The organism is Rhodococcus sp. DK176 (genome assembly GCF_038447315.2).
In the GTDB taxonomy this organism is placed as follows: domain Bacteria; phylum Actinomycetota; class Actinomycetes; order Mycobacteriales; family Mycobacteriaceae; genus Rhodococcus_F; species Rhodococcus_F jostii_A.
The window spans coordinates 6,064,966-6,090,332 of record NZ_CP118321.2; the positions used below are offsets into that span (position 1 = coordinate 6,064,966).

25 protein-coding genes are annotated in these 25,367 nt (G+C 68.9%); 13 read left to right on the forward strand and 12 right to left on the reverse strand.

Translation table 11 applies throughout. The annotated features are described in order from the left end of the window. Window positions 1-3: 3 nt before the first annotated feature. Together PSR88_RS28175 and PSR88_RS28180 are read right to left on the reverse strand one after the other, a co-directional pair. On the reverse strand, window positions 4-1,173 hold the full coding sequence (locus PSR88_RS28175; RefSeq protein WP_016883539.1) for a thiolase family protein: 1,170 nt from the start codon (window positions 1,171-1,173) through the stop codon (window positions 4-6). A 30-nt stretch (window positions 1,174-1,203) separates the two neighbouring features. Next, window positions 1,204-2,610: an MFS transporter gene (locus tag PSR88_RS28180; protein WP_011597718.1), complete on the reverse strand. Its 1,407-nt coding sequence runs from the start codon at window positions 2,608-2,610 to the stop codon at window positions 1,204-1,206. Window positions 2,611-2,717: 107 nt separating this feature from the next. On the opposite strand from PSR88_RS28180, the gene PSR88_RS28185 reads away from it, so the two are divergent. Genes PSR88_RS28185 through PSR88_RS28200 form a run of 4 tightly spaced genes read left to right on the forward strand, consistent with a single transcriptional unit; the run spans window position 2,718 to window position 4,911 of the window. Beyond that, complete coding sequence (locus tag PSR88_RS28185; protein ID WP_009478805.1) at window positions 2,718-3,317, forward strand: molybdopterin-dependent oxidoreductase; 600 nt, start codon at window positions 2,718-2,720, stop codon at window positions 3,315-3,317. Next, window positions 3,307-4,074, forward strand: coding sequence for a ferredoxin reductase (locus PSR88_RS28190; RefSeq protein ID WP_016883537.1), 768 nt, complete (start codon window positions 3,307-3,309; stop codon window positions 4,072-4,074). Before PSR88_RS28185 ends, PSR88_RS28190 begins: the two co-directional genes overlap by 11 nt. A 19-nt stretch (window positions 4,075-4,093) precedes the next feature. Next, the gene (locus tag PSR88_RS28195; RefSeq protein ID WP_005238458.1) at window positions 4,094-4,366 is read left to right on the forward strand and encodes a DUF6510 family protein; all 273 of its coding nucleotides are present in this window, start codon (window positions 4,094-4,096) and stop codon (window positions 4,364-4,366) included. 41 nt (window positions 4,367-4,407) lie between these two features. Beyond that, a complete protein-coding gene (locus tag PSR88_RS28200) occupies window positions 4,408-4,911 on the forward strand; it encodes a winged helix-turn-helix transcriptional regulator (RefSeq protein ID WP_016883536.1) in 504 nt (167 codons plus the stop codon). A gap of 39 nt (window positions 4,912-4,950) precedes the next feature. On the opposite strand, the gene PSR88_RS28205 is transcribed toward PSR88_RS28200, so the two are convergent. Together PSR88_RS28205 and PSR88_RS28210 are read right to left on the reverse strand one after the other, a co-directional pair. After that, entirely contained in the window at window positions 4,951-5,724 is a 774-nt protein-coding gene (locus PSR88_RS28205; RefSeq protein WP_009478808.1) for a site-2 protease family protein, read from the reverse strand. Continuing rightward, window positions 5,721-6,374: a hypothetical protein gene (locus tag PSR88_RS28210; protein ID WP_029539526.1), complete on the reverse strand. Its 654-nt coding sequence runs from the start codon at window positions 6,372-6,374 to the stop codon at window positions 5,721-5,723. The genes PSR88_RS28205 and PSR88_RS28210 overlap by 4 nt, the downstream gene beginning before the upstream one ends. A gap of 218 nt (window positions 6,375-6,592) precedes the next feature. Here PSR88_RS28210 and PSR88_RS28215 point away from each other — a divergent pair, with 218 nt between their 5' ends. Next, window positions 6,593-7,882 (forward strand): adenylosuccinate synthase, encoded by a 1,290-nt coding sequence (locus tag PSR88_RS28215; RefSeq protein WP_005260012.1) that lies wholly within the window; start codon window positions 6,593-6,595, stop codon window positions 7,880-7,882. A gap of 85 nt (window positions 7,883-7,967) precedes the next feature. Further along, complete coding sequence (locus tag PSR88_RS28220; RefSeq protein WP_237724131.1) at window positions 7,968-8,399, forward strand: racemase; 432 nt, start codon at window positions 7,968-7,970, stop codon at window positions 8,397-8,399. Here PSR88_RS28220 and PSR88_RS28225 read toward each other — a convergent pair. Continuing rightward, complete coding sequence (locus PSR88_RS28225) at window positions 8,335-8,928, reverse strand: methylated-DNA--[protein]-cysteine S-methyltransferase (protein ID WP_371112957.1); 594 nt, start codon at window positions 8,926-8,928, stop codon at window positions 8,335-8,337. The genes PSR88_RS28220 and PSR88_RS28225 overlap by 65 nt on opposite strands. A gap of 32 nt (window positions 8,929-8,960) precedes the next feature. Here PSR88_RS28225 and PSR88_RS28230 point away from each other — a divergent pair, with 32 nt between their 5' ends. Next, window positions 8,961-10,499, forward strand: a complete 1,539-nt coding sequence (locus PSR88_RS28230) for an alkaline phosphatase D family protein (RefSeq protein WP_016883534.1) — start codon at window positions 8,961-8,963, stop codon at window positions 10,497-10,499. Here the strand turns inward: PSR88_RS28230 and PSR88_RS28235 are convergent. Beyond that, the gene (locus tag PSR88_RS28235) at window positions 10,472-10,684 is read right to left on the reverse strand and encodes a hypothetical protein (RefSeq protein ID WP_237724130.1); all 213 of its coding nucleotides are present in this window, start codon (window positions 10,682-10,684) and stop codon (window positions 10,472-10,474) included. The two genes, PSR88_RS28230 and PSR88_RS28235, sit on opposite strands and share 28 nt — an antisense overlap. Before the next feature lie 62 nt (window positions 10,685-10,746). Here PSR88_RS28235 and PSR88_RS28240 point away from each other — a divergent pair, with 62 nt between their 5' ends. Then, window positions 10,747-12,231, forward strand: a complete 1,485-nt coding sequence (locus PSR88_RS28240) for a PLP-dependent aminotransferase family protein (protein WP_016883533.1) — start codon at window positions 10,747-10,749, stop codon at window positions 12,229-12,231. Window positions 12,232-12,282: 51 nt separating this feature from the next. Here PSR88_RS28240 and PSR88_RS28245 read toward each other — a convergent pair whose 3' ends face one another. Further along, window positions 12,283-13,380, reverse strand: coding sequence for a CaiB/BaiF CoA transferase family protein (locus PSR88_RS28245; protein WP_009478823.1), 1,098 nt, complete (start codon window positions 13,378-13,380; stop codon window positions 12,283-12,285). Between the two features lie 145 nt (window positions 13,381-13,525). Between PSR88_RS28245 and PSR88_RS28250 the strand changes: the two genes are divergently transcribed. Next, entirely contained in the window at window positions 13,526-13,903 is a 378-nt protein-coding gene (locus PSR88_RS28250; protein ID WP_009478824.1) for a VOC family protein, read from the forward strand. 6 nt (window positions 13,904-13,909) lie between these two features. Here the strand turns inward: PSR88_RS28250 and PSR88_RS28255 are convergent, their stop codons facing one another. The 3 genes from PSR88_RS28255 to PSR88_RS28265 form a co-directional block, all read right to left on the reverse strand. Then, complete coding sequence (locus tag PSR88_RS28255) at window positions 13,910-14,812, reverse strand: SDR family oxidoreductase (RefSeq protein WP_016883531.1); 903 nt, start codon at window positions 14,810-14,812, stop codon at window positions 13,910-13,912. Between the two features lie 98 nt (window positions 14,813-14,910). Next, on the reverse strand, window positions 14,911-16,377 hold the full coding sequence (locus PSR88_RS28260; RefSeq protein ID WP_011597728.1) for a carboxylesterase/lipase family protein: 1,467 nt from the start codon (window positions 16,375-16,377) through the stop codon (window positions 14,911-14,913). Next, window positions 16,374-17,903 carry a carboxylesterase/lipase family protein gene (locus PSR88_RS28265; protein WP_016883530.1) on the reverse strand — a complete coding sequence of 510 codons (1,530 nt, stop codon included), beginning with the start codon at window positions 17,901-17,903 and terminating at the stop codon, window positions 16,374-16,376. Before PSR88_RS28265 ends, PSR88_RS28260 begins: the two co-directional genes overlap by 4 nt. 168 nt (window positions 17,904-18,071) lie before the next feature. Between PSR88_RS28265 and PSR88_RS28270 the strand changes: the two genes are divergently transcribed. Further along, window positions 18,072-19,523, forward strand: coding sequence for an NF041680 family putative transposase (locus PSR88_RS28270; RefSeq protein WP_244163528.1), 1,452 nt, complete (start codon window positions 18,072-18,074; stop codon window positions 19,521-19,523). 49 nt (window positions 19,524-19,572) lie between these two features. On the opposite strand, the gene PSR88_RS28275 is transcribed toward PSR88_RS28270, so the two are convergent. Beyond that, on the reverse strand, window positions 19,573-21,006 hold the full coding sequence (locus PSR88_RS28275) for a dihydrolipoyl dehydrogenase family protein (RefSeq protein WP_016883529.1): 1,434 nt from the start codon (window positions 21,004-21,006) through the stop codon (window positions 19,573-19,575). Window positions 21,007-21,094: 88 nt separating this feature from the next. On the opposite strand from PSR88_RS28275, the gene PSR88_RS28280 reads away from it, so the two are divergent. Further along, complete coding sequence (locus tag PSR88_RS28280) at window positions 21,095-21,847, forward strand: SDR family oxidoreductase (RefSeq protein ID WP_009478827.1); 753 nt, start codon at window positions 21,095-21,097, stop codon at window positions 21,845-21,847. Between the two features lie 9 nt (window positions 21,848-21,856). Next, window positions 21,857-23,221 carry an NAD(P)/FAD-dependent oxidoreductase gene (locus PSR88_RS28285; protein WP_016883528.1) on the forward strand — a complete coding sequence of 455 codons (1,365 nt, stop codon included), beginning with the start codon at window positions 21,857-21,859 and terminating at the stop codon, window positions 23,219-23,221. Between the two features lies 1 nt (window position 23,222). Here PSR88_RS28285 and PSR88_RS28290 read toward each other — a convergent pair whose 3' ends face one another. Next, window positions 23,223-24,482, reverse strand: coding sequence for a hypothetical protein (locus tag PSR88_RS28290; RefSeq protein WP_016883527.1), 1,260 nt, complete (start codon window positions 24,480-24,482; stop codon window positions 23,223-23,225). A 104-nt stretch (window positions 24,483-24,586) separates the two neighbouring features. Between PSR88_RS28290 and PSR88_RS28295 the strand changes: the two genes are divergently transcribed. Beyond that, window positions 24,587-25,366 carry an FAD:protein FMN transferase gene (locus PSR88_RS28295; protein ID WP_016883526.1) on the forward strand — a complete coding sequence of 260 codons (780 nt, stop codon included), beginning with the start codon at window positions 24,587-24,589 and terminating at the stop codon, window positions 25,364-25,366. The last annotated feature ends 1 nt before the right edge of the window (window position 25,367 follow it).

The window sequence follows — 25,367 nt, forward strand, 5'->3', positions numbered from 1 at the left end:
GCGTCACACGAGTCGTTCGAGCACCGTGGCATTGGCGAGTCCGCCGGCCTCGCACATGGTCTGCAGCCCGAACCGGGCCCCGCGCTGCTCCATCGCGTTCACCAGCGTGGTCATGATGCGGGCGCCACTGGCCCCCAGTGGATGTCCGAGTGCGATCGCACCGCCGTGCACGTTGACGCGGTCCAGGTCGGCTCCGGTGTCTGCCGCCCAGGCCAGGACCACCGACGCGAACGCCTCGTTGACCTCGAACAGATCGATGTCGGAGATGTCGAGTCCGCTGCGCTGCAGCACCTTGCGTGTCGCGGGAATGACGGCGGTGAGCATCATCAGCGGGTCGTCGCCGACGACGGCGAAGCTGTGGAGCCGGGCCAGCGGCCGCAGTCCCAGGCGTCCCGCGATCTCACTCGTGGTGATCATCAGCGCCGCACTTCCGTCGGACAGGGGACTGCTGTTGCCCGCGGTGATCGACCAGTCGATCTGGGGGAACCGCTCTTCGTAGAAGTCGCTGCGGAACGCCGGTCGCAGGCCGGCGAGCGCGTCGAGCGTCGTGTCCGGCCGGAGGGCCTCGTCGACGCTCAGCTCCGGCAGGACGGCGAGTTCCTTCGCGAAGTTCCCGGCACTCGTTGCGGCCGCAGCCTTCTGGTGGCTGCGCAGGGCGAACTCGTCGAGCTGGGTGCGGGACAGTCCCCACCGGGCGGCGATGAGTTCGGCGCTGATGCCCTGCGGGACGAGGCCGTCGGGGTAGCGGCGCTCGAAGCCCACACCCATCGTTTCGCGTCCGATGCTGCTGGACCCCATCGGAACTCGGCCCATCGATTCGACACCGGCGGCGACGACGATGTCGTAGGCACCCGACATCACGCCCTGCGCTGCGAAGTGCACGGCCTGCTGGCTGCTGCCGCACTGCCGGTCGACGGTCGTTCCGGGTACGGATTCGGGGAATCCGGCGGCCAGAAGCGCGCTGCGGGTGATGTTCTGGCTCTGGTCCCCGACCTGGGTAACGGTGCCGCCGATGACGTCGTCGATCAGTGCGGGATCGATTCCCGTGCGTTCGACGAGGGTCGACAGGCTGTGGGCGAGAAGGTCGACGGGGTGCACTCCGTGCAGGGCGCCCGAGGGCTTACCCTTACCGATCGGCGTGCGGACGGCCTCGACGATGACGGCGTCTCTCATGATCGTTCCTTTCGGTGCTGTGAGTACTTGTCAACCGCGGGCGGTTGACAAGTACTCACGGGGTGGATTCATCCGTGTGGCGGCGAGTGCGGCGACGACGGCCGCCGCGGCCACCGCCGACCAGGCGAGTTGGAACGCGGAGTGGGTGTCTGCGTAACCGGTGGTCGTACCGAGGATTGCGACCAGCATGCTCACACCCAGCACGGTTCCGATCTGACGACTCATGGTGACGACGGCGCTACCGGTGGCCGAGCGCGACTGCGGTAGTCCGGCGGTGGCGGACGACAGGATCGTCGGCAACGCCAGTCCGACCCCGACACCGGCGATCATCCAGCCGGGCAGCAGTTCCGACGCATACTGTGGTTCCCTCCCGACGGACGAGAGAACGAGCACGGCACCGGCCGCCCACAGGGCACTGCCCGCCGCGGTGACCGCTGCGGCCGAGAACGTGCGGGACAGGAACTGGCCGACCACCGCGAACACCGGCACCATCAACGGGCCCGGCGCGATCGCGAGACCCGTCAGCAGCGCGGAGTAGCCCCACACCTGCTGCAGCCACAGGATGTTCGCGAGCAGGCCGGCCGCGAAGGCGGCACTGAACGCGAGCGCGGTCACGTTCGACCAGGCGAACGTGCGCACCTTCAGCATGGCGGGTTCGATGAGCGGCTCACGCTGTCGGCTGTTGCTCCACCAGAACAGTGCGACGGACACGGCAGCGACGGTGAAGGCGAGCGCGATTCGGGGGTCGCCCCAACCCCAGTCGGGTCCCTGGACCAGTCCGAGTGCGAGGGCGCCGATACCGACGGTCAGTAGCGCAGCTCCGAACAGGTCGAGGTCCGCGTCGCGGGCGGCCGGGCGGAAGTCGGGGACCAACCGGACGGTGGCGATCAGGAACGCGATTCCGATGGGGACGTTGATCAGGAAGGCCCAGCGCCACGACGCCTCGACGAGCAGGCCACCCACCACGGGTCCGAAGGCCGCAGCCGCGGCGCCTGACGCGGCCCAGATCCGGACCGCGCCCGCACGTCTGGCTTCGGGGACCGTGCTGATGAGCAGTCCCAGGCTGGCTGGGGTCAGGGCGGCCGCACCTACGGCCTGGAGCAGTCGGAAGGCGACGAGCAGCCACAGCGAGGGGCTCAGCGCGCATGCCGCGCTGGCCGCGGTGAACAGCGCCAACCCGAGAAGGAATCCGCGCCGGCGGCCGACGCGGTCGGCCCAGCGTCCGAGCGGAACCAGGAGGGCGGCGAACACGATCGCGTAGCCGCCCAGCACCCAGCTGAGGTCGCCGAGGCTGTACCCGGGATAGCTCGCCGCGATGTCGCCGAACGCGACGTTGACGACGAACAGATCGAGGCTGGCGACGAACGACGCGCCGGAGAGGACGGTGAGGAGCGGGCCGAGCCGCACTTCCTCACGCACCTGACTATTGAGGGCCATAGTCAGCAATGTACACCTGACTATGGCGAAGGCAAGTCAGGTGTGACCGACGCCTCGGATCGACGGTTTGCGCTGCGAAGACCCCCGCGGCGGTCCTAACGTGAGGCATGGCTGTTCTGACCCCCGGCTTCCACGGCAGACCTCGCAGCGAGCACTCACTTCCGCCCGGGCAGTACGAGGTCGGCGATTTCCCGGTCCTCTCGGCAGGACCGACGCCCCGCGTCCCGACCGAGACGTGGACGTTGACCGTGACGGACGAGACCGGCCGGCGCCACGAGTGGTCGTGGGCCGAATTCACGAAGCTCCCGCAGGATCGGCCGACGGTCGACCTCCACTGCGTCACGCGATGGTCGAAGTTCGGAACCTCGTGGAAGGGCGTCTCCCTCGACACCCTGTTCGCGGACGTCGAGACGTCCGCGGGATTCGTCCTCGTCGGCTGCGACGGCGGCTACACCACCAACCTTCCCGTCTCCGACATCCTCGGCGGCAAGGCGTGGATCGTGCACACTTACGAGGGCGCGCCACTCGCGCCGGTGCACGGGGGTCCGGCTCGCCTGCTCGTGCCCCATCTCTACCTGTGGAAGTCCGCGAAGTGGGTTCGGACGATCCAGCTCGTCACCCAGGATGTCCCTGGATTCTGGGAACAACTCGGGTACCACGATCGCGGCGACCCGTGGCGGGAGCAGAGGTACCAGGGTGACCAGTGAACTTCTGGGCCGCGCCGTGCTCAGCTGGCGAGTGGCGGAACTCGTCGAGTCGTGGCCCGAGACGGCGAGCGCGCGGGCCCTGGTCCTCGAGGTCCCGGACTGGCCTGGGCATCGCGCCGGGCAGCACGTCGATCTCCGCCTGACCGGTCCCGACGGATACACCACCGAACGGAGCTACTCGCTGGCGTCGCCGGCCGAGCGTTCACCGGACGGGTGGCGACTGCAGTTGGTCGTCCAGCGGGTGGCGGACGGCGAGGTGTCTCCGTATCTCACCGACGTGTTCGCCCCGGGCAATCTGATCGAGGTGCGCGGACCGATCGGTGGCTGGTTCGTGTGGTCGCCGCGCGAGGGTGGCGGCGCGCCGGTGCTCCTCGTCGCGGGTGGGTCGGGGATCGTGCCACTGATGTCGATGATTCGCGAGCGCCGGTTCCGCCACGACCGCACGCCGTTCCGGCTCGTGTACTCCCTCCGGACGCGGGCCGACGAATTGTTCGCGGACGAGCTGAACAGGCCCGGGAGCGGCGACGGGGGAGTCGAGACGTTCGTTCTCCACACCCGCGAGGACTCGCCGCGGCGCCCGGCCGGTCGGATCACTGCCGCCGATCTCGCGGCGTGGGGATGGCCCGCGGACTTCGCGCCGCGCTGCTTCGTGTGCGGGCCCACCGGATTCGTCGAGGAGGCGGCTCGCCTGCTGCTCTCGCTCGGGCACTCGCCGGACGACATCAAGACCGAGCGGTTCGGTCCCTCGGGGCCGTGACCGGAGGAAGGAATTGTCGATGAGTACGTTGCAGGGCAACGACTTCGAGGACGGGAACGTTCTCGGCGGGCCGTTCGCGGAGATCTTCGTTCACGACCTCACCGCGGCGACCGGACAGTGCCGGTTCTGCGGTCTCGACGGGCCGATGGCGGCCGTGCACGTCTATACGCGTGCGCCCGGTGTCGTCGTGCGGTGCCCGGGGTGTCAGGAGGTGCTGCTGCGGCTGGTGTCGACTCCGCGTGGGCTCGAACTCGACGCCAGCGGGCTGTCGCACCTGTCCTGGAAGTTGTAGCTGCTGACTATGGAATTTGAAAGTCAGCTATGCTGAGGTGTATGGACGCGGCACGGTTGGACGGCTTTCTGGCAGATCGCGACACCTGGCGGGCGACGCACTGCTCCATCGGCAAGGCGATGGACGTGATCGGCACGCGTTCGGCCGTCCTGATCCTGCGCGAGGCCTACTACGGCACCACGCGATTCGACGACTTCGCGAAACGGGTCGGTATCACCGAGGCCGTGGCGGCGTCCCGGCTGCGTGAACTGACGGCCGAGGGCCTGTTCGAGCGGCAACCCTACAAGGAGCCCGGGCAGCGCACCCGCTACGAATACGTGCTCACCGAGAAGGGGCGCGACCTCCTGCCCGCCGTGCTCGCGCTGATGCAGTGGGGCGACAAGTACCTCCAGGGCAAGCACGGTGCGCCGATCGGGATGCGGGACGATGCAACCGGCGAAGCCGTGCGCGTCGAGGTCCGCAGCCCCGACCGCGAGGTGCCGTTGGCGGAACTGCGGCTGACTCCCAACTTCACCGAAGAGGATGCGCGCCGGTCCCGCCCGTGAGTACTTGTCAACCGCGGGCGGTTGACAAGTACTCACGGGTCAGAGCCAGAAGCGCATCAGGTAGTTGCCGTACTGCGCGTAGATCTCCGGCACCCCGGACAGTTCGAACAGCCGGTAGATGACGTCGAAGAACACCACGTTGATCGACGGCACGAACAGCAGCGCCACGAGGATCAGGAGGCCGTACGGCTTGAACTGGTCGACGGACCTGCGGGTGCGCGGCGGGAGGAACGGTTCGAGCGCGGCGTACCCGTCGAGTCCGGGGACCGGCAGGAGATTGAGTACGGTGGCCATCACCTGCAGGAACGCGAGAAAGCTCAGTCCCGTCCAGAACACCTGGTGGTCGCCGCCCAGCCCGAACCAGCGGATCACGGCGAGCAGGACGATCGCGGACACCAGGTTCACGGCGGGTCCGGCGAGCGACACCCGCGCCTGCACCTTCGGCGAGAACAGTCCGGTGCGCAGGTACACGGCGCCGCCGGGCAGCCCGATCCCGCCGAGCGCAATGAACAGCACCGGCAGACCGATCGACAGCAGCGGGTGGCTGTACTTCAACGGGTTGAGCGTCAGGTAGCCGCGTACCTCGACGTCGGTGTCGCCGTGCCGCCACGCGGTGTACGCGTGCGCGAACTCGTGCAGGCAGAGCGTCACCACCCATCCCGCGACCACCAGCAGGAACACCCCGACGTGGCCGAGCACCGACTCCAGTTCGGCGCGCCACGCGAGAACGCCGCCAGCGACCGCGACAGCGACGACCAGAAGGAACACCGGGCTGGGACGGACCGCGGTGGTCCGCGCCCTGGGCAGGCTCATCGGACCAGCAACCACTCTTGATCGTGCCGGTAGAACGTCGAACGCTTGACCTCGCGCGGGTTCGGCACGCCGTCCCGGTTCAGCGCCGCCGCGGGCGACCCGAGTTGCACGGCGCGACCCTCGACCCAGCGGCGGGGCAGCCAGCGCCTGCGAGGCTCGACCGACGCCCGCAGACCGGGCATCCGTGGGGTCGGGGCGACGTTCATGCTCGGCGTCGTCCCCGAGAACAGCCGGGTGTCGTCGACGTAGGCCTCGCCGACGAGCGGACCCCCGTCCGGACCCGTGACGGTGGCGCACCCGACGAGCGCGATCCCCGCGTCGTCGCGGATGAGGGGGACCGGCCTGGCCGTCCCCTTCAGCGCGGTGCGGGCGCCGCGGGCACCGGAGGACAGGTGGTAGGCATCCGTCGCCTCCGAACGATGCTCCGCGACGTACGCGAGTTCGATGTGCAGGCGATCGGTGCGCATCAACCGGGTCAGGGTGGCCGCGAAGGCGGCGTCGCTGCCCACCACGATCAGTCGCGGATCCACGACGACCTGAAGTTTGGAGAAGACCTCGTCGAAGTCGTCCTTGTCCGGGACGGCAGGTGCGCTCGAGGTCGAAATGGAGCCCAGAGGCAGGGGAAGCGGCACGTCGCCGCAAATGAGCACTACGGGGGTCAACGCCACTCCTCGCCCGGATGTCCCGCCGCGATTTCCGCAGCTTCCCTTTCGGATCATCCTAGTGGCACGCCCGAGATGGCCTCCCCAGCCGTACTGTGGGGTCTGTTCTCCGTGCCCTCGGCTAGACTGTTCCCCCGGCCACTGCCTACGAACGGCAGGACCACGCAGTCGGATACGACTGTACGTCGACCGTAGGAGACAACGTCATGCCGGCAATCGTCCTGATCGGCGCCCAGTGGGGCGACGAGGGCAAGGGCAAAGCTACCGATCTACTGGGCGGACGCCTGCAGTGGGTGGTGCGCTACCAGGGCGGTAACAACGCCGGACACACAGTGGTTCTTCCGAACGGCGACAAGTTCGCTCTGCATCTGATCCCGTCCGGAATCCTCACTCCGGGCGTCACGAACGTCATCGGCAACGGTGTCGTGGTGGACCCGGGAGTGCTGCTCACCGAACTCGCCGGACTCGACGAGCGGGGCGTGGACACCAGCCGCCTGCTGCTCTCGGCCGATGCGCACCTGATCATGCCGTACCACGTGGCCATCGATAAGGTCACCGAACGCTTCCTCGGGGCCAAGAAGATCGGCACCACCGGCCGCGGAATCGGGCCCTGCTACCAGGACAAACTCGCGCGTGTCGGCGTCCGCGTGCAGGACGTGCTGGACGAGAAGATCCTCACCCAGAAGGTCGAGGCGGCACTCGAGTTCAAGAACCAGGTGCTCGTCAAGATCTACAACCGCAAGGCCCTCGACCCGCAGCAGGTCGTCGACGAGGTGCTCGAGCAGGCCGACGGTTTCAAGCACCGCATCGCGGACACGCGCCTGCAGCTCAACGAGGCACTCGAGCGCGGTGAGACGGTGCTGCTGGAGGGTTCGCAGGGCACGCTCCTCGACGTCGACCACGGCACCTACCCGTACGTGACGTCGTCCAACCCGACGTCCGGTGGCGCAGCGGTCGGTTCGGGCATCGGACCCACCAAGATCACGACGGTGCTGGGCATCCTCAAGGCGTACACCACCCGCGTCGGCTCGGGCCCGTTCCCGACCGAACTCTTCGACCAGAACGGCGAATACCTCGCCAAGACCGGTGGCGAGGTGGGTGTCACCACCGGCCGTGCCCGTCGCACCGGATGGTTCGACGCCGTGATCGCCCGCTACGCAACGCGTGTCAACGGCATCACCGACTACTTCCTCACCAAGCTCGACGTGCTCAGCAGCCTCGACACCATCCCGATCTGCGTCGGCTACGACGTCGACGGCGTGCGGTACGACGAGATGCCCATGTCGCAGACCGACGTTCATCACGCCAAGCCGATCTATGAGGAAATGCCCGGCTGGTGGGAAGATATCTCCCACGCCCGGACGTTCGAGGAACTCCCGAAGAATGCGCAGAATTACGTCCTGCGCCTCGAGGAGCTGTCGGGAGCGTACATCTCCTGCATCGGCGTCGGCCCCGGCCGCGACGAGACCATCGTCCGCCGCGACGTGGTGCGGTAGCCTGCTCGCCCGTCGCCGAATGTGACATCGGTTCAGGTGAATTGAACCGATGCGACATTCGGCGATCCGCGATACATTCGAGCCGATGATCAGGACTGTCGAAGCGAGTACCCGGGCACCGGCCGGCCGGTGGTACGACAGCTTCCATGCAGCGGCCGCCGTCCTGGAGGCATTCGGGTACGACTCGTCGGACGCCGGCAGGTGTGTGGCGGTGGTGTCGACGGATCTCGGTGTCTGGGTGTTCGAGGGCGACCCGCGGTCGACGGTCGACGCGTTCGTTCACGCCGTGGGGCGGGCGATCGTCGCCGGCGGGCAGGCGTTCGTGCTGGGATGCGCCGGGGTGACCGGGGTCGATCAGCGGGTCGTCCGGACCCTCCGGGTTCCCGACGGCGACAGGATGGCGGCGGCCGCGGCGCTGGCGCGTGAACTCGTCGACGACCCGCAGCCTCTGATCAGAACAGCACCGGGTCGTCGAAACCCGGAGTGTGTTCGAGGGCCAGCAGCTCGCGCTTGGTGAGGGTGCCGCCGCCGGCGGAGAAGCCGCCCACCTGCCCGCCTGCGGCGAGGACGCGATGGCACGGGATCACGATCGGCAGCGGGTTGCGGCCGAGGGCCTGACCGACGGCCTGCGCGGCCCCCGGCTTGCCGAGTTCCGCCGCGATGTCGCCGTAGGTGAGTGTGGTGCCCGGGTCGATCGCGCGTGCGATGTCGTAGACGGTGCAGTCGAATTCGGGGACTCCCTCGAAGTCGAGGTCGATCCACCGCAGATCGTCGAGTGCGCCGCCCAGATGTTCGCGTATCCCGTCGATGGCCCGCTGGACCGGTGCAGGCGGCTGGTGCTCCACCGCATCCGGGAAGCAGTGTTCGAGACGCTGCCGGGTGGATTCGGGTGAACCTTCGGGCAATTGCACACCCACGATCCCGGCGGCCCGCCATGCGATGGCGCAGGTGCCGAGGGCCGTGTCGAACAGGGCGATTCCTGTGGTCACCAATCCAGTATGCCTCCCACATCTGACGTTCACCTTCCGTTGACCACGGTTGGACATCCTCGAAGCTCGCCGACCGAGGAGATGTTTTCGTGTATCTGTCCCGCCGTACCCTGCTCCGCTCCACCGCACTCGGGTTGCTGGCCGTGCCCGCTGCCGCGTGCTCCGACTCCGGCAGCACGGGTCCGGCGCTGGTCCGTGAACGACCCACCCTGACGCATGGTGTCGCGACCGGGGACGTGCGGGCCGACGGTGCGCTCGTCTGGGCGAGGTCCGACCGTCCCGCCACGATGATCGTGGAGACCTCGGCCACCGAGTCCTTCACCGACCCGGTGCGATTCGAGGGTGGACTGCTCACCCCGGACACGGACGGCACCGGACGGCTGCGAGTGACCGGACTACCCGCCGGGCAGCAGGTGCACTACCGGGTGACCCTCGAAGGTGACGACGGCGCCACCTCGGAGGCGGCGACGGGTGTCTTCCGTACCGCTCCGAGCGCCGCAGGCGACATCCGGTTGCAGTGGTCCGGGGATACGGCGGGTCAGGGATACGGCATCAACCCGGACATCGGAGGAATGCGGATCTTCGACACGATGGCGGCGCGCGACCCGCACCTGTTCCTGCACTCGGGCGACGTCGTGTACGCCGACGGTCCGCTGAAGGAGTCCGTCACGCTGCCGGAGGGACGCGTGTGGCGGAACACGGTCAGCGAGTCGAAGAGCGCGGTCGCGCAGACGTTGGACCAGTACCGCGGCCAGTACGCGTACAACCTCACCGACGACAACTACCGCAGGTTCAATTCCTCTGTGGCGCAGATCGTTCAGTGGGACGATCACGAGACCGTGAACAACTGGTACCCCGGTGAGGTCCTCGACCTCGACGCGTACACGGAGAAGAGCGTGGACGTGCTGGCGCAGAGGGCATTCCAGGCGTACCACGAGTGGCTGCCGGTGGAGCCGGCCGACGCGGTCGACGGTCGCGTGTACCGCAAGATCGGGTACGGCCCACTGCTCGAGGTGTTCGTCCTCGACATGCGCACCTACAAGGACGCGAACGGGGTCAACACCGGTGCGGCCGGGCAGATTCTCGGTGCGGCCCAGAAGGACTGGCTGATCCGGGAACTCGGTGCGTCGACGGCGACGTGGAAGATCATCGCCAACGACCTCCCGCTCGGCGTTGTGGTCCCGGACGGCGACACCGCGTTCGAGGGCGTCGCGAACGGGGAGCCCGGTCGGCCGTCGGGCCGGGAATCCGAGATCGCCCAGGTGCTGTCGGCGATCAAGGCGGGACGGATCACCGGGACGGTGTGGCTCACCGCGGACGTGCACTACACCGCCGCGCACCGGTACTCGCCCGACCGCGCCGCATACAAGGATTTCGACGAGTTCTGGGAGTTCGTCTCCGGTCCACTCAACGCGGGCGGCTTCGGTCCCAACGACCTCGACGCCACGTTCGGCCCCGAGGCCGTGTTCGTGCACGCGCCGCCCGCACCCAACTCGTCGCCGCTCGACGGATACCAGCACTTCGGTGAGGTGTTCATCGACGGGCAGACGTCGGAGTTGCGGGTGGACCTCCTCGACGCGGCCGGGACGGTGCTGTTCAGTCAACTGCTGCCGCCGCCGGTGCGCTGATCGTCTGAAGAAGGCCAGTGCGGATCTTCTGGACTGCTCGACTGGTCGGGAAAGATCCCACCGAGTGGGGCGCCGATGCGGAACTGCTCCAGGCGAAACAAGCCCGTACCTCCCTCTTTGGGGCCGTAGTGCGCGACTGCTGCGGCCAAGAGAATCATGCATGCGAGGGTGATCAGTGTCGTCATGGATTCGAGCTTCGCCAGAACTGGCTTTGAGTTGAATAGCCAAGAGGTTGATACTGGACTGCATGATGACTCGCGTACTCGGTGCACGCTCCCTGGCCAGGGACCTCGGTAACTGGCAGGACGACAGCGGCCGCCGGTCGGCGGCGCGGCCCGCCTACCGGGCGCTGGCCGACGGGATCCGGTTACTCGTGCACGACGGCCGCATCCCGCTGGGGGTCGCGTTGCCGAGCGAGCGCGAACTGGCGTCGATGCTGGAGTTGAGCCGGACCACGATCACGTCATCGTATTCGGTGCTTCGGGACGAGGGGTATCTCATCAGCCGTCAGGGGTCGCGCAGCACCGTCGCGCTGCCGCTGGGGGCACGGCAGAACGGGCTGATGTTCCGGGCACACCAGCCCGGTTCCGACAGCTCGGTGGTCGACCTCAGCTACGCCGCGATGGCCGCGCCCGCGGAAGCGGTCGAGCAGGCCTACTCCTATGCGTTGCAATCGCTTCCGCAATTCCTGCCCACTCACGGGATGGAGCCGGTGGGGATCGGCGCGTTGCGGGACGTCATCGCGGCGCGTTACCGGGCGCGCGGGCTGGAGACCTCGCCCGAGCAGATCATGGTCACCTCCGGCGCTCAGCATGCGCTGCGGCTGCTCCTCAACGTGCTCACTGCGCCGGGGGAGCGGGTGCTGGTCGATCACCCCACGTACCCCAACGCGCTGGAGGCGATCCGCAGGGTCGGTGCGCGTCCGGTCCCGGTTCCCGTCCGTCCGGAAGGCGGGGCATCCGGGGCGTGGGATCTCGACGGAATCCGCAGCGCCGCCCGGCAGACCGCGGCCCGGATGGCGTACCTGATCCCGGACTTCCACAACCCCACCGGACTGTGCCTCGACGCGTCCGGGCGGGCCGAACTGGCGCGGATCGCGCGCGACACCCGCATGACACTGGTGGTGGACGAGACGATGGTCGACCTGTGGCTGGACGAACCGTCACCGGGGCCGGTCGCGGCGCACGGCAGGGGCGCCGCGAAGTCGGAGGTCGTGACGATCGGGTCGGCGGCGAAGTCGTTCTGGGGCGGGCTGCGCGTCGGCTGGATTCGCGCCGATCCGGCGCTGATCACCCGGCTTGCCGGGGCGCGGGCCGCGGTCGATCTGGGCACGCCGGTGATGGACCAGCTCGCGGCGGCACATCTGCTCTCCGACGACGAACTCGTCCTCGCCCGGCGCCGGGCGGAACTGCGGGAACAGCGGGGCGCGATGCTCGACGCTCTCGCCGACCGCCTGCCGGACTGGGTCCCGACCATCGGTTCGGGGGGAATGTCGCTGTGGCTGCGCATGCCCGCACCGGTGTCGACGGCGCTGGCCGCGACGGCCCCCAACTTCGGGGTGCTGCTGGCGGCGGGACCGCGGTTCGGGGTGGAGGGCGCGTTCGAGCGGTTCGTCCGGCTCCCGTACGCGCGGACGTCCGACGAACTGCGTCGCGGTGTCGACTGCGTCGCGGCAGCGTACGAGATGCTGGCCGTCGACCGAGAGCTCACGGAACCGTCCCTCGTCGTCTGAGCACGTGAGTGGCGAAGCGTGCCGGAACACGCATCGCCACTCACGTGGGGGTCAGGTCCAGACGGTGTCGATGTCGACGCCCTCGCGGGCAGGCGGGGTGGGTGCGCCGGCCGGGGTGCGGGAGAACCGCGGCGCCGGGGCGTGCTGCGTGACGCCGTCGAGGTCGATCAGCGATCCGCGGGCGGCGATGTGCTCGTTGGACGGCGCCTCCGCGAACGTCAGCACGGGCGACACGCAGGCATCGGTGCCGAGGAAGATGGCCGCCCACTCGTCGCGGGTCTTCGACAGGAACTTCTCGGCGAAGACCTTCTTCATCTGCGGCCACGCCGAGATGTCCATCTGCTGCGGGAGTTCGGCGGGGTCGAGTTCGAGGCCCTGCAACAGCAGAGCGTAGAACTGCGGCTCGATCGAGCCGACGGCCATGTACTTGCCGTCGGACGTCTCGTAGGTGTCGTAGAACGGCGCGCCGGTGTCGAGCAGGTTGACACCCCGCTCGTCGGACCAGACGCCGCGGCCGCGGAACGCCCACATCATGTGCGACAGGGCCAGCGCGCCGTCGACCATGGCCGCATCGACGACCTGGCCCTTGCCGGACGTTTGGCGCTCCACCAGCGCCGACAGGATCCCGAAGATCAGGAACATCGAACCGCCGCCGAAGTCGCCGACCATGTTCAGCGGCGGCACGGGACGCTCACCCTTGCGGCCGATGGCGTGCAGGACCCCGGTCAGCGAGATGTAGTTGATGTCGTGCCCGGCCGCGCTGGCCAGCGGACCCTCCTGGCCCCAGCCCGTCATCCGTCCGTACACGAGTCGCTCGTTGCGCCCGAGGCAGACGTCCGGGCCCAGGCCCATACGCTCGGTGACACCGGGGCGGAAGCCCTCGATCACGACGTCCGCGCGCTCGATCAGACCGAGAACCTTCTCCACCTGCTCGGGGTCCTTCAGATTGGCCTCGACGACGCGACGACCCCGCTGGATCTGGTCGTACGGGCCGTCCGGCGGAATCACTCCGGGACGCTGGACGCACACCACGTCGGCGCCGAGATCGGCCAGGAGGGCGGCGGCGTGCGGGCCCGGTCCGAGGCCTGCGAATTCGACGACGCGAATGCCCGCGAGGGGGCCCTTCTTCTCTGTAACTGGAGCAGACACGCGAGTTCCTCATTCCGGTACGAGACAACCTGTCGAATCGACGTTAACTTGCGGCCCTCGGTCCGTGTGCCCCGGGTCACGGGATACCGCCGTCGGTGAGCCCGCGCTCTTGCCTGCCCGCGGGTGCGCGGGGCACAGTTGATTCATGAGTTTTCAGGGTGAGCTCGTGAGTTTCGTGGCCAGCACCGATCTGGACGTCTCGGAGATGTTCTACGTGGAGACCCTGGGGCTGACGCTCGTCTCACGGGACGAGTTCGCGTTGGCCCTCGATTGCAACGGCTCCCTGCTCCGGGTCACGCTGGTGCAGGCGAAGGCCGACACCGGGTACACGGTGCTGGGGTGGAAGGTCGGCGACCTGAACAAGGTCGTCGAAACACTGCGCAGCAAGGGCATCGAGTTCACCGAGTACCCGGGCATGGATCAGGACGAGCACGCCGCCTGGCGCGCCCCGGACGGCATCCGCGTCGCGTGGTTCCGGGACCCGCACGGCAACGTGCTGTCGCTCTTCGAGGATCCGAACTGACCGGCGTCAGCGGCGGGCCGCACCGCGGCCGGCGAGCAGTGCCTCGGTGGCGTCCCACAACCGCGCGGCGAGTTCGGCGTCACGTGCGTCCTTGCTCGGCTGAACAACCTTGCAGCCCTTGACGTATTCGCCGGTGAACTTGCCGCTCTCCGTCGCGGTGGCGGTCCAGACCACCGTGTCCGCTGCCTTCGCGACGTCCGACGCGAACGGGGTCAGGAGTGTCCCCACCACCTGGTAGCCGAACAGACCCCGCCCGAGGGAGGTGCCGCGGACGAACCCGGGGTCGGCGCAATTGACGACCAGCCTCGCAGGATCGGACCGGCGCGCCAACTCGCGGGTGAACAGGGTCAGGGCGAGTTTGGAGTTGTTGTACGCACGCTGGCCGTGGAACGTGTCCTTCGTGCCGTCGAGGTCGTCGAAGTCGAGGTGCCCTCCGCGATGTCCCGACGAGCTGACGTCGACGATGCGTGCCGGGTGCCGGTAACCGGCGGCGTCGGCGGTCGACGCCTGCGCCATCGCCGGAGCCAGCGACGTCGCCAGCACGAACGGCGCGAGGTAGTTCACGGCGAACATCTCTTCGACGCCGTCCACCGTCAGTTGACGATGCCCCACGTCGATGCCCGCGTTGTTCACCAGCACATCGATCCGCGGGAACCGGTGCAGCAGTTCCTCGGACAGCCTGCGCGCACGGTCGAGCGAGGACAGGTCGGCGAGCGCCGAGTTCAGCCGGTCGCGGTCGGTGTTCTCGGACAGTTCGGCGATCACCGCGTCGATCTTGTCCTGGTCCCGGCCGACCAGAACGACGGTGGCCCCGCGGCGTGCGAGTTGGCGGCAGGTCTCCAGGCCGAGCCCCGAGGTGGCACCGGTGACCACCATGGTGCGGCCTGCGAGATCGTTCGACTCGGTCATTCTCGCCTCCCGAATGCAGGTCTCTACGAGACTAGGGCAACCGGGAGGGTCGCACCATGGAACGAAAACACCGCGAATCCGCCCGCGACTGCCGCCGGCTAGCGTCGGTGCTCGTACCCCAGCCAGGCGCGTCGACGCTCACCGAGCGGATCGTTCTCCACCCGGCTCGTGGCGTCGATGATGAGCGTCTCGCGGCGCTCCGGCGAGTACCGGGGCCATCCGGGTGCCGGGGTCCCGTGCCGGGCGAAATGCAGCCAGTGCGACTGAACGGTGTCGGTGACGGCCAGCAACCCGCGGCGGCCCCCGAACGCGGTGAGCAGCCGCGCCCACGGCCCGGTCAGCCCGAACACCGCGTACATCTCCGTCGCGTGAGTGGCGCCCAATCCGAGGATGTGAAGCAACCGGGGTGCGAAGTCGTACCGGTAACTGTAGGTCGGTGCGACGGTCGTGTGACCCTGCGCGCACAGGACGGACGGTTCCCAGAACGTCACGTCGCCGCCGAGGTCCGCGGCCGCACGCCTCCCGGGATAACCGGGGTAGGCGGCGATGGCCCGTTCCTTCACCGACGCGTCCACGTGCGAGAACATCTTGTCGATCCGGGTGGGATCGGTGGGCAGTATGTTCAGGAACCGGGGAAAGACCCTGCCCTCGTGACGGTTCGTGCCGATGATCAGCGGAACCGGGTGCCCGGAACCGGACGCGAAGCAGTCGAGCGGATGCGTGGGAAGGAAGAAGCCGTCGACAACGGGCGCGAACGCGCGGGTTCCCGGTTCTTCATCGGCGCCCCGGCGCGCCAGTGTCGTCCCCGCTTCGACGAAGCCGGCGGGGTCGGCGGTCTCGAGCCACGTCGCGGCCTCGGAGAGCGGGACCCCGGCGATCTCGAGGAATTCGCGCGACCACCGCGCGGCCCGCTCGGGGTGGTACGCGGACGCCACCGGAGGGCTCTCCGCGATGGCCTGCGCGAACAGGCCTTTCGCGGCGGGGGTGGTCATGAGTGTGGTGACGGCGTTGGCGCCCGCGGATTCGCCGAAGACGGTGACGTTGTCGGGGTCGCCGCCGAATTCGGCGATGTTGCGCTGCACCCATTCGAGTGCGGCGACCTGGTCGCGGAGTCCGAGGTTGGAGTCGAAAGGTCGTTCGGGGGTGGAGAATTGGGTGAAGTCGAGGTATCCGAGCGATCCGAGGCGGTAGTTGATCGACACGTACACGATGTCGCCGCGGCGGACCAGCGATTCGCCGCTGTAGAGCGACGAGGACGAGGTCCCCCCGGAGTAGGCGCCGCCGTGGATGAACACCATCACGGGTCGCGGCGACTCGGATGTGGACCCGGGTGCGAGCACGTTGAGGGTGAGACAGTCCTCGTCGGTCTCGTCGCCCTGCGGGGCGGGGGACCCGAAGTGGAAGGCCCGCCGGACCCCCGACCACGGTGCGACCGGTTGCGGGGCCCGCAACCGCAGCGGCCCGACCGGGGGAGCGGCGTAGGGAATCCCACGCCATGCGGTCAGGTCGTCGATCCGGCGTCCTCCGACGGCGCCGGCTTCGGTGTGGACCTCGAGAGCGCTCACAGGCCCTGCCCGTAATAGCCCCGGTACCCCTGCCAGGCCAGCCTGCGCTCCCGGCGCGGATCGTCCTGGACGGTGGTGACGGTGTCGAACACGAGTGTTGCCCTCCTGTCGGTGTCGTACTTCGGCCACGACGCCAACGGTGTTCCCTGCGAGGCGAAGTGCAGCCAGTGTCGCTGTACGGTGTCCGTCACGTCCTTGAGTCCGCGACGACCGCCCGGCAGGGTGAGGCCGCGGCCGATCAGGGTGTCGGCGATGTCGAACACCGCGAACAACTCGAATCCGTGTGTGGCGTCCAGTCCGAGCCATTTCATGGCGCGCGGAGCGAAGTCGAAACGATAGCTGAAGGTGGGGGCGAACGCGCAGTGGGCCTCGGCCAGTTCGATCGACGGCTTCCAGAACGTGAGATCGCCGCCCAGGTCGGTGGCCGCGTCCGGCGCCGGGTAGCCGGGATACGCGGCGGTGACGCGGGCCTCGGCGCCGGGGTCGGTGAGTGCGAACATCCGCCCGATCCGGTCGGGGTCGGTCGGCAGCGCGTCGAGGAGTTTCGGGAACAGGGTGCCCTCGCGGGCGTTGGTACCGATGATCAGCGGAACCCGGTGCGCCGAGCCGTCGGCGAACGCGTCGAGCGGAGGCTTCGGCAGGAAGTCGCCGTCGATCACGGGTCCGAACGGGTGCAGTCCCGGCGTCTCCGACAGCACCTTCGCGCCGAGACGATTTCCGGCCCGGCCCAGTGCGCCGACCGGTGACGAGGCGAGGGCCTCTGCGGCGGTGTCCGGTTCGGCCCCGAGCAGCGTCACGTAGTCGGATGCCCACCGGGCGGCGCGGTCGGCGGTGGTGACGAGGCCGGGGGCGGAACTCTCCGAGATCGCCCGCGCGAATAATCCTTTCGCGGCGGGGGTGGTCATGAGTGTGGTGACGGCGTTGGCGCCCGCGGATTCGCCGAAGACGGTGACGTTGTCGGGGTCGCCGCCGAATTCGGCGATGTTGCGTTGCACCCATTCGAGTGCGGCGACCTGGTCTCGGAGTCCGAGGTTGGAGTCGAAAGGTCGTTCGGGGGTGGAGAATTGGGTGAAGTCGAGGTATCCGAGCGATCCGAGGCGGTAGTTGATCGACACGTACACGATGTCGCCGCGGCGGACCAGCGACTGTCCGCCGTAGAGCGCGGTGGCCGACATGCCCAGCGTGTACGCGCCGCCGTGGATGAACACCATCACCGGGCGCGCCCCGGATGTGCCGGGCGTGGCCAGCACGTTGAGAGTCAAGCAATTCTCGCTGGACGGCTGATACTTGCCCGGACGGAGTGCGGTGAACTTCTTGTGCTGCACGGCGGCGTCGCCGAATTCGGTGGCATCGAGCTCGCCGGACCACGGCGTGACCGGCTGGGGTGCGCGAAACCGCAGCGGCCCGACCGGGGGCGCCGCGTAGGGAATTCCCCGCCACGCGACCAGGTCGCCGACGCGCCGGCCGCGGACCACCCCTGCGGTCGTCCTCACCAGCGTGTCGGTCGTGAGAGTGTCAGACGCCATGTCCGAAACTATACGGAGATCACCTGAGCTTGACTTTTAACCTTTGCCGTCGCGTGGGGCAGTTGGTGATGATGTTGTTCGGCGTGTCGCCGCGGCATGGGGCGACGACCGCCTGATCATCTTGAGGTTCCTCTCACAGAACTTTCGAGACAAAGGCAAGCGGTGGTCGTGAGTGTCAGTGTGCCCTACACGCAGGTGGTCGGGGAAGGGTCGTACGCGGATGACCGGGTCGAGCTGGTGTCGTTCCGCGAAGAGTTCTACCGGTGTTTGTCGGCGCGCAGCGATGCGGTGTTCGAGCTGACCGATGCGTTGCTGTGTTCCGGGGACCCGGTCACCACACTGGTCGACTTGTCGCTGACCCCTGAGCATCGGCGCGGTCACGGCGCCTTGTACGACGGATTGAACTGCGGCCGGGTTGATATCGATCGACTGCGACGCGCAGTCGGAGCACTTCCCCTGCCGCGAAGCGGCGATGGCCGGATCGTCCTGGCCATCGATATCAGCCCGTGGCTGCGCCCGGATGCGCCAACCAGCTCCCAGCGAGCGTTCTGTCACGTCTACGGTCGCGGTAGGAATCAAGCACAGTTGATCCCCGGGTGGCCGTATTCCTTCGTCGCCGCGCTGGAGGTGGGACGCACGTCGTGGACGGCGGTACTCGATGCGGTGCGCCTGCGGCCCGACGACGACGAAACTACGGTCACCACGACACAAGTCCGCGAAGTAGTCGGGCGATTGCAATCGGCCGGGCACTGGAGAGACGGCGACCCGGACATCGTGCTCGTCTTCGATGCCGGGTACGAACTGGCACGGGTGGCGTTCCTACTCGCTGATCTACCGGTTCAGGTGTTGGGTCGGATGCGTTCGGATCGGGTGCTGCACTTCCCCGCGCCGCCGCCGGGTCGAACCGGGCGCCCGCCCCGGCACGGTGCCGAATTCAAATTCGCCGACCCCCTGACCTGGCCCGAACCCGACAGCGCCGCCGATACCGACACCGACCGCTACGGAACAGCCGTCACTGCGGCGTGGAATCGGTTGCACCCGAGGATCACTCACCGTGGATCGTGGGCGGACCACCCGGGTCCGCCGCCGATCGTCGAAGGCACGGTGATCCGACTGACGGTCGATCACCTGCCCGGCAACCGGCACCCCAAACCGGTGTGGCTCTGGTACTCGGACCCGGACGTCGGCGCCGACGACGTCGACCGATTGTGGCAGATGTTTCTGCGGCGCTTCGACATCGAGCACACGTTCCGGCTCTTCAAGCAGACGTTGGGTTGGACCGCCCCGAAGATCCGCAACCCCGAGGCGGCCGACCGATGGACGTGGATCGTCCTGATTGCGCACACCCAACTCCGACTCGCCCGGCCGCTCGCCGAAGACCTACGCCGACCGTGGGAACGACCCGCCCCACCGCGACGGTTGACGCCGGCCCGGGTCCGTCGGGGGTTTCGGCGCATCCGCGCGACCATGCCCAATCCGGCCGGCGCACCGAAACCCGTTCGACCCGGTCCCGGACGCCCACCCGGCACGAGGAACCGCCGCCCCGCCCAGCACCATCACGTCGGGAAACGCACCAAAATCGACATGACGGAGCCAGAAAGTGAAACCCAACCAGGTTAAACAACAAGCTGAGAGGGCGTTCAGGTCCGCCGGCGGCGCTCCACACGGCTCAGCTCCGCGCCTCCAGCAGCCGCAGCCACACCTCGCTCACGGTCGGGTACGACGGGACCGCGTGCCACAGCGTGTCCAGCGGCACCTTCCCGACCAGCGCGATGGTGGCGGCATGGATGAGCTCGCCGACGTCCGTGCCAGCGAACGTCGCCCCGACCAGGGTGTCGGTGGCCCGGTCGATCACGAGCTTGGCGTGACCACTGAAATCGTCGCGCGCCAGTGACGAGCCGGCGACGGCGATGTCGACCTCGACGGTCTCCACGTCCACGCCGGCGCCGCGTGCCTCCTTCTCGGTGATCCCGACGGCCGAGACCTCCGGGTCGGCGAACACCACCTGGGGAACCTGGCCGTGGTCGGCGGTCGCCCGGAACCGGGCCCCCTCCAGCGGCCTGCCCTCGGCGCGGGCGGCGATCACGTCGCCGCAGACGCGGGCCTGGTACTTGCCCATATGAGTGAGCAACGCGCGGCCGTTGGCGTCGCCGACGGCGTACAACCATTCGTCCGCCGTCGTCAGGTGGTCGTCCGTGGTGAGGAATCCGTGGGAGTTCAGCAGTCGCGCGTCGAGGCCGAGCGCCGACGTGGCCGGAGTGCGCCCGGTCGCGACGACGACTTCGTCGACGACGAGCGGATCCTGTCCCGCCACGTCCAGCGTCACCGGACCACCGTGGATGCGGCCGATCCCCGTGTCCCGGGCGTCGGCTCGCTCGACGCCGCGAAGGTCCGCGCCGAACAGGATCCGCGCACCCTTCTTCTCCAGCGAGCGGGCCACCCGCTCACCGGCGAACGGCTCGTTCTTGGGGAGCAGCGCCCGGCCGCGCACCACCATCGTCAGTTCCTCGACGCCGAGGTCCAGTAGCCACGTCGCGCTCTCACATGCCACGACGCCGCCGCCGATCACGGCGACCCGGCGCGGAATCTCTCTCAGGTTGGTGGCGTCCCGCGAGATCCACGGCAACGACGCCCGCAGGCCGGGGGTGTCGGGGACCGCGGCGGTCGTCCCGGTGGCGACCACGACGGCGTGCCGGGCGCGCAGCTGACGGGAATCGCCGACCGTCACCGTGCGGTCCCCGGTGATGCGTGCCGATCCGCGGATGACGTCGATTCCCTGCGAGTCGGCCCACATCACCTGCGAGGAGTCGTCGTGGTTGCTGGTGAACGAGTCGCGTCGCGCCAGCACGGCGTCCACGTCGAGCGGCCCGGCCGACACTCCGGGCATGTTGCGCGCCGCCCCGAGGACCTCACCGGGACGCAACAGTGCCTTGCTGGGCATGCACGCCCAGTACGAGCATTCCCCGCCGACGAGTTCGTGTTCGATCAGCGCCGCGGTGCGGTCGCTGCCCGCGATGGCGTAACTCGCCGCGTTCTCACCGGCGGGGCCGCCTCCGATCACGATGACATCGAACTCTTCCGCGCCGCTCCCAGAGTCAGTCATACCTGTAACCGTAAGCCGGTCGGTGCTGGATGTCAGAGGTTCCGGCGGGCCTCTCGCGTTGTTACCCGCGGGTAGATAGTGTGGCGGAATGACACGGCAGAAGATTCTGATCACCGGTGCCAGCTCGGGACTCGGCGAGGAGATGGCTCGCCGGTTTGCCGCCCAGGGACGAGACCTCGCTCTGTGTGCGCGACGCGTCGAGCGGCTCGAGTCCGTGCGTGACGAGTTGCGGGCGGCGCATCCCGGGATCACCGTCGCCGTCCGTGAACTCGACGTCACCGACCACGACGCGGTGATCCGGGTCTTCGGCGAACTGCGCGACGAGCTGGGCGGGCTCGACCGCGTCGTCGTCAACGCCGGACTCGGCAAAGGGGCCCGGATCGGAACGGGCCGGGCCGACGCCAATCTCGCCACCGCCCGCACCAACTTCGTCGGTGCCCTGTCGCAGTGCGAGGCGGCGCTCGGCATCTTCCGCGAACAGAACGCCGGGCACCTGGTGCTCGTGTCCTCGATCAGTGCCGATCGTGGTCTGCCCGGCCCGAAGGCGGCGTACTCGGCGAGCAAGGCGGGAGTGTCGGCCCTCGGTGAGGCGCTCACCGCGGAGCTGGCGAAGAGCCCGATCGTGGTGACCACGCTGCTGCCCGGGTACATCGCCACCGACATGTCGGGCAGGGCCGGCGACAGTGCCAAGATGACGGCCACCCTCGACGACGGCGTCGATGCGATGGTCGCGGCCATCGAGAAGGAGACGAACCGCGCTGCGCTGCCCGGAATCACATGGCGAGGAATCGACCTCGCATTGAGATTCCTTCCTCATGCATGGACATCCCGGTTCGTGTAGGACTGACCTATGACGACCGCCCAGGAATCCTCGTCCCTCGGCCTGCAGCGTTCGAGGCCGCGTGTCGTCATCGTCGGGGGAGGGTTCGGCGGAATCCACGCCGCCCGGCGGCTCCGCGACGTCGACGTGGACGTCACCCTGCTCGACCGGGGAACCAGCCACCTCTTCCAGCCGCTGCTCTATCAATGCGCGACGGGGTTGCTGTCCGAGGGCGAGATCAGCAGCCCGCTGCGGCACCTGCTGCGCGGCAACCGCAACGTGCACGTCGCCCTCGGGGAGGCGCACGCGATCGACGCCGTCAGCAGGGTCCTGACCGCCAGTCGCTTCGACGGATCCACGTTCGACCTGCCCTACGACTACCTGATCGTCGCGGCGGGCATGCGACAGACGTACCACGGGCACGACGAGTACATCCAATGGGCGCCGGGGATGAAGACCCTCGACGACGCGCTCGCCATTCGCCGGAAGCTGATCTGCGCCTTCGAGATGGCCGAATCGCTGCCCACTGCGGAGGAACGCAGGCCGTGGCTGACCTTCGCCGTCGCGGGCGGTGGGCCCACCGGGGTCGAGCTGGCGGGCCAGATCCGGGAACTCGCCGTGCACGCTCTCGCCCACGAGTTCCAGTCCATCGACCCCTGCGAGGCCCGGGTCCTGCTGTTCCACGGCGGCGACCGCGTTCTCCCGTCGTTCAATCGGAAACTGTCCGCGGCGGCGCAGCGGACCCTCGACAAGATCGGCGTCGAAACGCACCTCGGTGTGCACGTCACCGACGTCTGCGAGACCAGCATCGAGACGACGGCCAAGAACGCCGCGCGCACCAAGAAGCGCTACGGGGCTCGCACGATCCTCTGGACCGCAGGCGTCGAGGCCGTGCCGTTCGCGGAAGCTCTCGCGAATGCACTGGGCGTGAAGCAGATTCAAGGCGGGCGCATCGCCGTCGAACCCGACCTCACCGTGCCCGGACACCCCAACGTCTGGGTGATCGGCGACCTGATGTCGCTGAACGACCTCCCCGGCGTGGCCGAGGTCGCGATGCAGGGCGGCAGGCACGTCGGTGGGTGCATCGCCCGCACAGTCACGGGGGGAACGCCCGACCGCAAACCCTTCAAGTACCGCGACCTGGGGAGCGCGGCGTACATCGCCCGCAGGCACGCGCTGCTCCAGGCGGGCCCGATCCGGATGTCCGGGTTCCTGGGCTGGGTGTCGTGGGGCGCCATCCACATCGCGTTTCTCGCCGGGTACCGTAACCGGCTCGGCACCCTGCTCAACTGGGCCGTCACGCTGGCGTCGCGAACGCGCCGGGAGCGGGCGATCACCTACGGCGATCCGCAGTCGGCGCGTCTGCCCTACGCCGAACCCGCGTCCGAGTCCTGACTCACCAGCCGCGGGCATCGAGACCGTGCCGGGCGAGGACGGTCGTCGCCCGCTCCCGGAGTTCCGCGCGTTCCGGACTGTCCAGCGACTCGAGCGCGAGGGTGTAGCTGCCGCCGAATCGGCTGAGATAGGCGGACAGCCGGGTGCGGCTGGTCACGACACCCGGATGCACGGCCCGGGTGGCGATGCCGGTGGCGCGGTGACCGCCGATCGAGACGAGGGCCTCGGGTAGCGGTCCGATGTTCGAACACAGCACGTCCCGTTCGCCGGGGTTGCCCGTGAGGGCGTGCGCCACCCGGTCGGGGACCAGTTGCAGCATTTCCTCCGGGAACCCGGCCGGGCTCGTCATCGCGGGCGCGGAGAACGCCGCGCGGCTCGCGGCCCGCACATCCGCGACGGTGTCCTGCGGGTGGACGTTCACCTCGACCATGGCGACGGAGTTCGCGGTACCCGACGAGGTGGCCGCGCCCCGCAGGTCCATCGGCACACTGATCGTGAGCGGGCGGGTTTCGCCGTCCCGCCGCGCCAACTCGGCCACCACGGCCAGGAACAGGCTGTTCGGCCTTCCGCCTGCCTGCTCCGCGGCGGCGTCCCACCGCTCGGCGTCCACGTCCAGCACCGCCGACACAGGTGAGTGGCAAAGTGTGCCGGGGGACGCTTTGCCGCTCACGTGCAGGAAGCGCCGGAGTTCCCCGCGACGGGCCCCGCTCACCACGAGACCGGCGACCGCACGCGCGGTTCCCTCGGTCACGCGGCGGGCGAGCCGGGTGGCGTCCCACATGTCCGCGACAGCGCCTTCCGCACCTCCCGGATCCGACGGGGGCAGTCCCTGCAGCGCCGCCGCGATGGCGGCCGCCAGTCCGCGCGCATCCGCGATCACGTGCGAACACACCAGCGACAGCACCGTGCCCCCGCCGGCCGGTCGTGCGCACGCCAGACGCCAGGCGGGACCCCGCTCGGGGTCCACCGACAACGAGCCGTGCTCGTCGGCCCACGCGAGGACCGCCCCGGCCTCGATCTCCGCGTCCTCGACGGGAAAGGCGTCGATACTCGGCTCGAACCGGGGCCGCGCGCCGGGAATCCGCGGACGCACCACCCGTTTGCCCAGCGGTCCGCGGGCGAAGTCTGCGCTCAGGGCATCGAGGGTCGAGGCGTTCACCTCCCCGTCGGTACGCCACAGTCCCTGCATCACGATCGGCGTTCCCCACCCCCGATGGGTGCGCAGGAACATCTCGTCGACGACGCTCAATCGGGCGCTCACCAGCGAAGTGTACGTCCGGTCGAGGTGGGCGCAGGACGCCGACCTCTGGACAGCCGGCGCATACTGGAAGTGCAGCGCTGTACGGACCGCACACGGAGAACGCCATGGTTAGCGTCGAGAAATGGAAGGTGTGGGGTTCCGTCGTGGAAGTCGACGTCACCGAAGGCGCCGCCCTACCCGAGGCTGCAGCGCTGATCGCGGCCGTCATCGACGAGACCGAATCGGTCTGCGACATCCACCGCGGCGACGCCGAGATCCACGCCGTCAACCTCTCGCAGGGCGCGCCGGTGAAGGTCAGCCGGCGGATGTCCGCACTGCTGCGGTCGGCGCTCTGGGCCGCCCGGATGACCGACGGGGTGGTGAACCCGCTCGCCACCGAATCCCCCGACGGGGACCTGATCCCCACCGTGCACCCGGCACCCAGCTTCCTCGACGTCCAGATCGACGACGACGTCGTGTTCGCGCCGTGGGGCGCCTCGTTCGACATCACCGACACCGCCAAGGCCGACACGGTGGACCGGGCGGCGGAACTGGTGGCCCGGCAACTCGAGTGCGGGGCCGCCGTGCGTATCGGCGACGTCGTCGCGACGGCCGGGCACTGTCCCGCCGGCGGTTGGCAGATCCCGGTGCCCGGCGACGGCGAGGTCGAACTGGTGAACGGGACGGCGATGGCGACGGCCTTCGCGCCCCCGGCTGCCGAACCACCCACCGCCACCGAGTGGGAGACCGTGTCGGTGATCGCCGACGACGCGCTCTGGGCATACGCGGCCAGCGTCGCTGCCCTCGCCCGCGGCATCGGTGCGATCCGCTGGATCGAACAGCACGAATTGCGCGCCCGGCTGGTGGATCGTTCGGGCCGGGTCTACACCACCGAGAGCTGGTGAA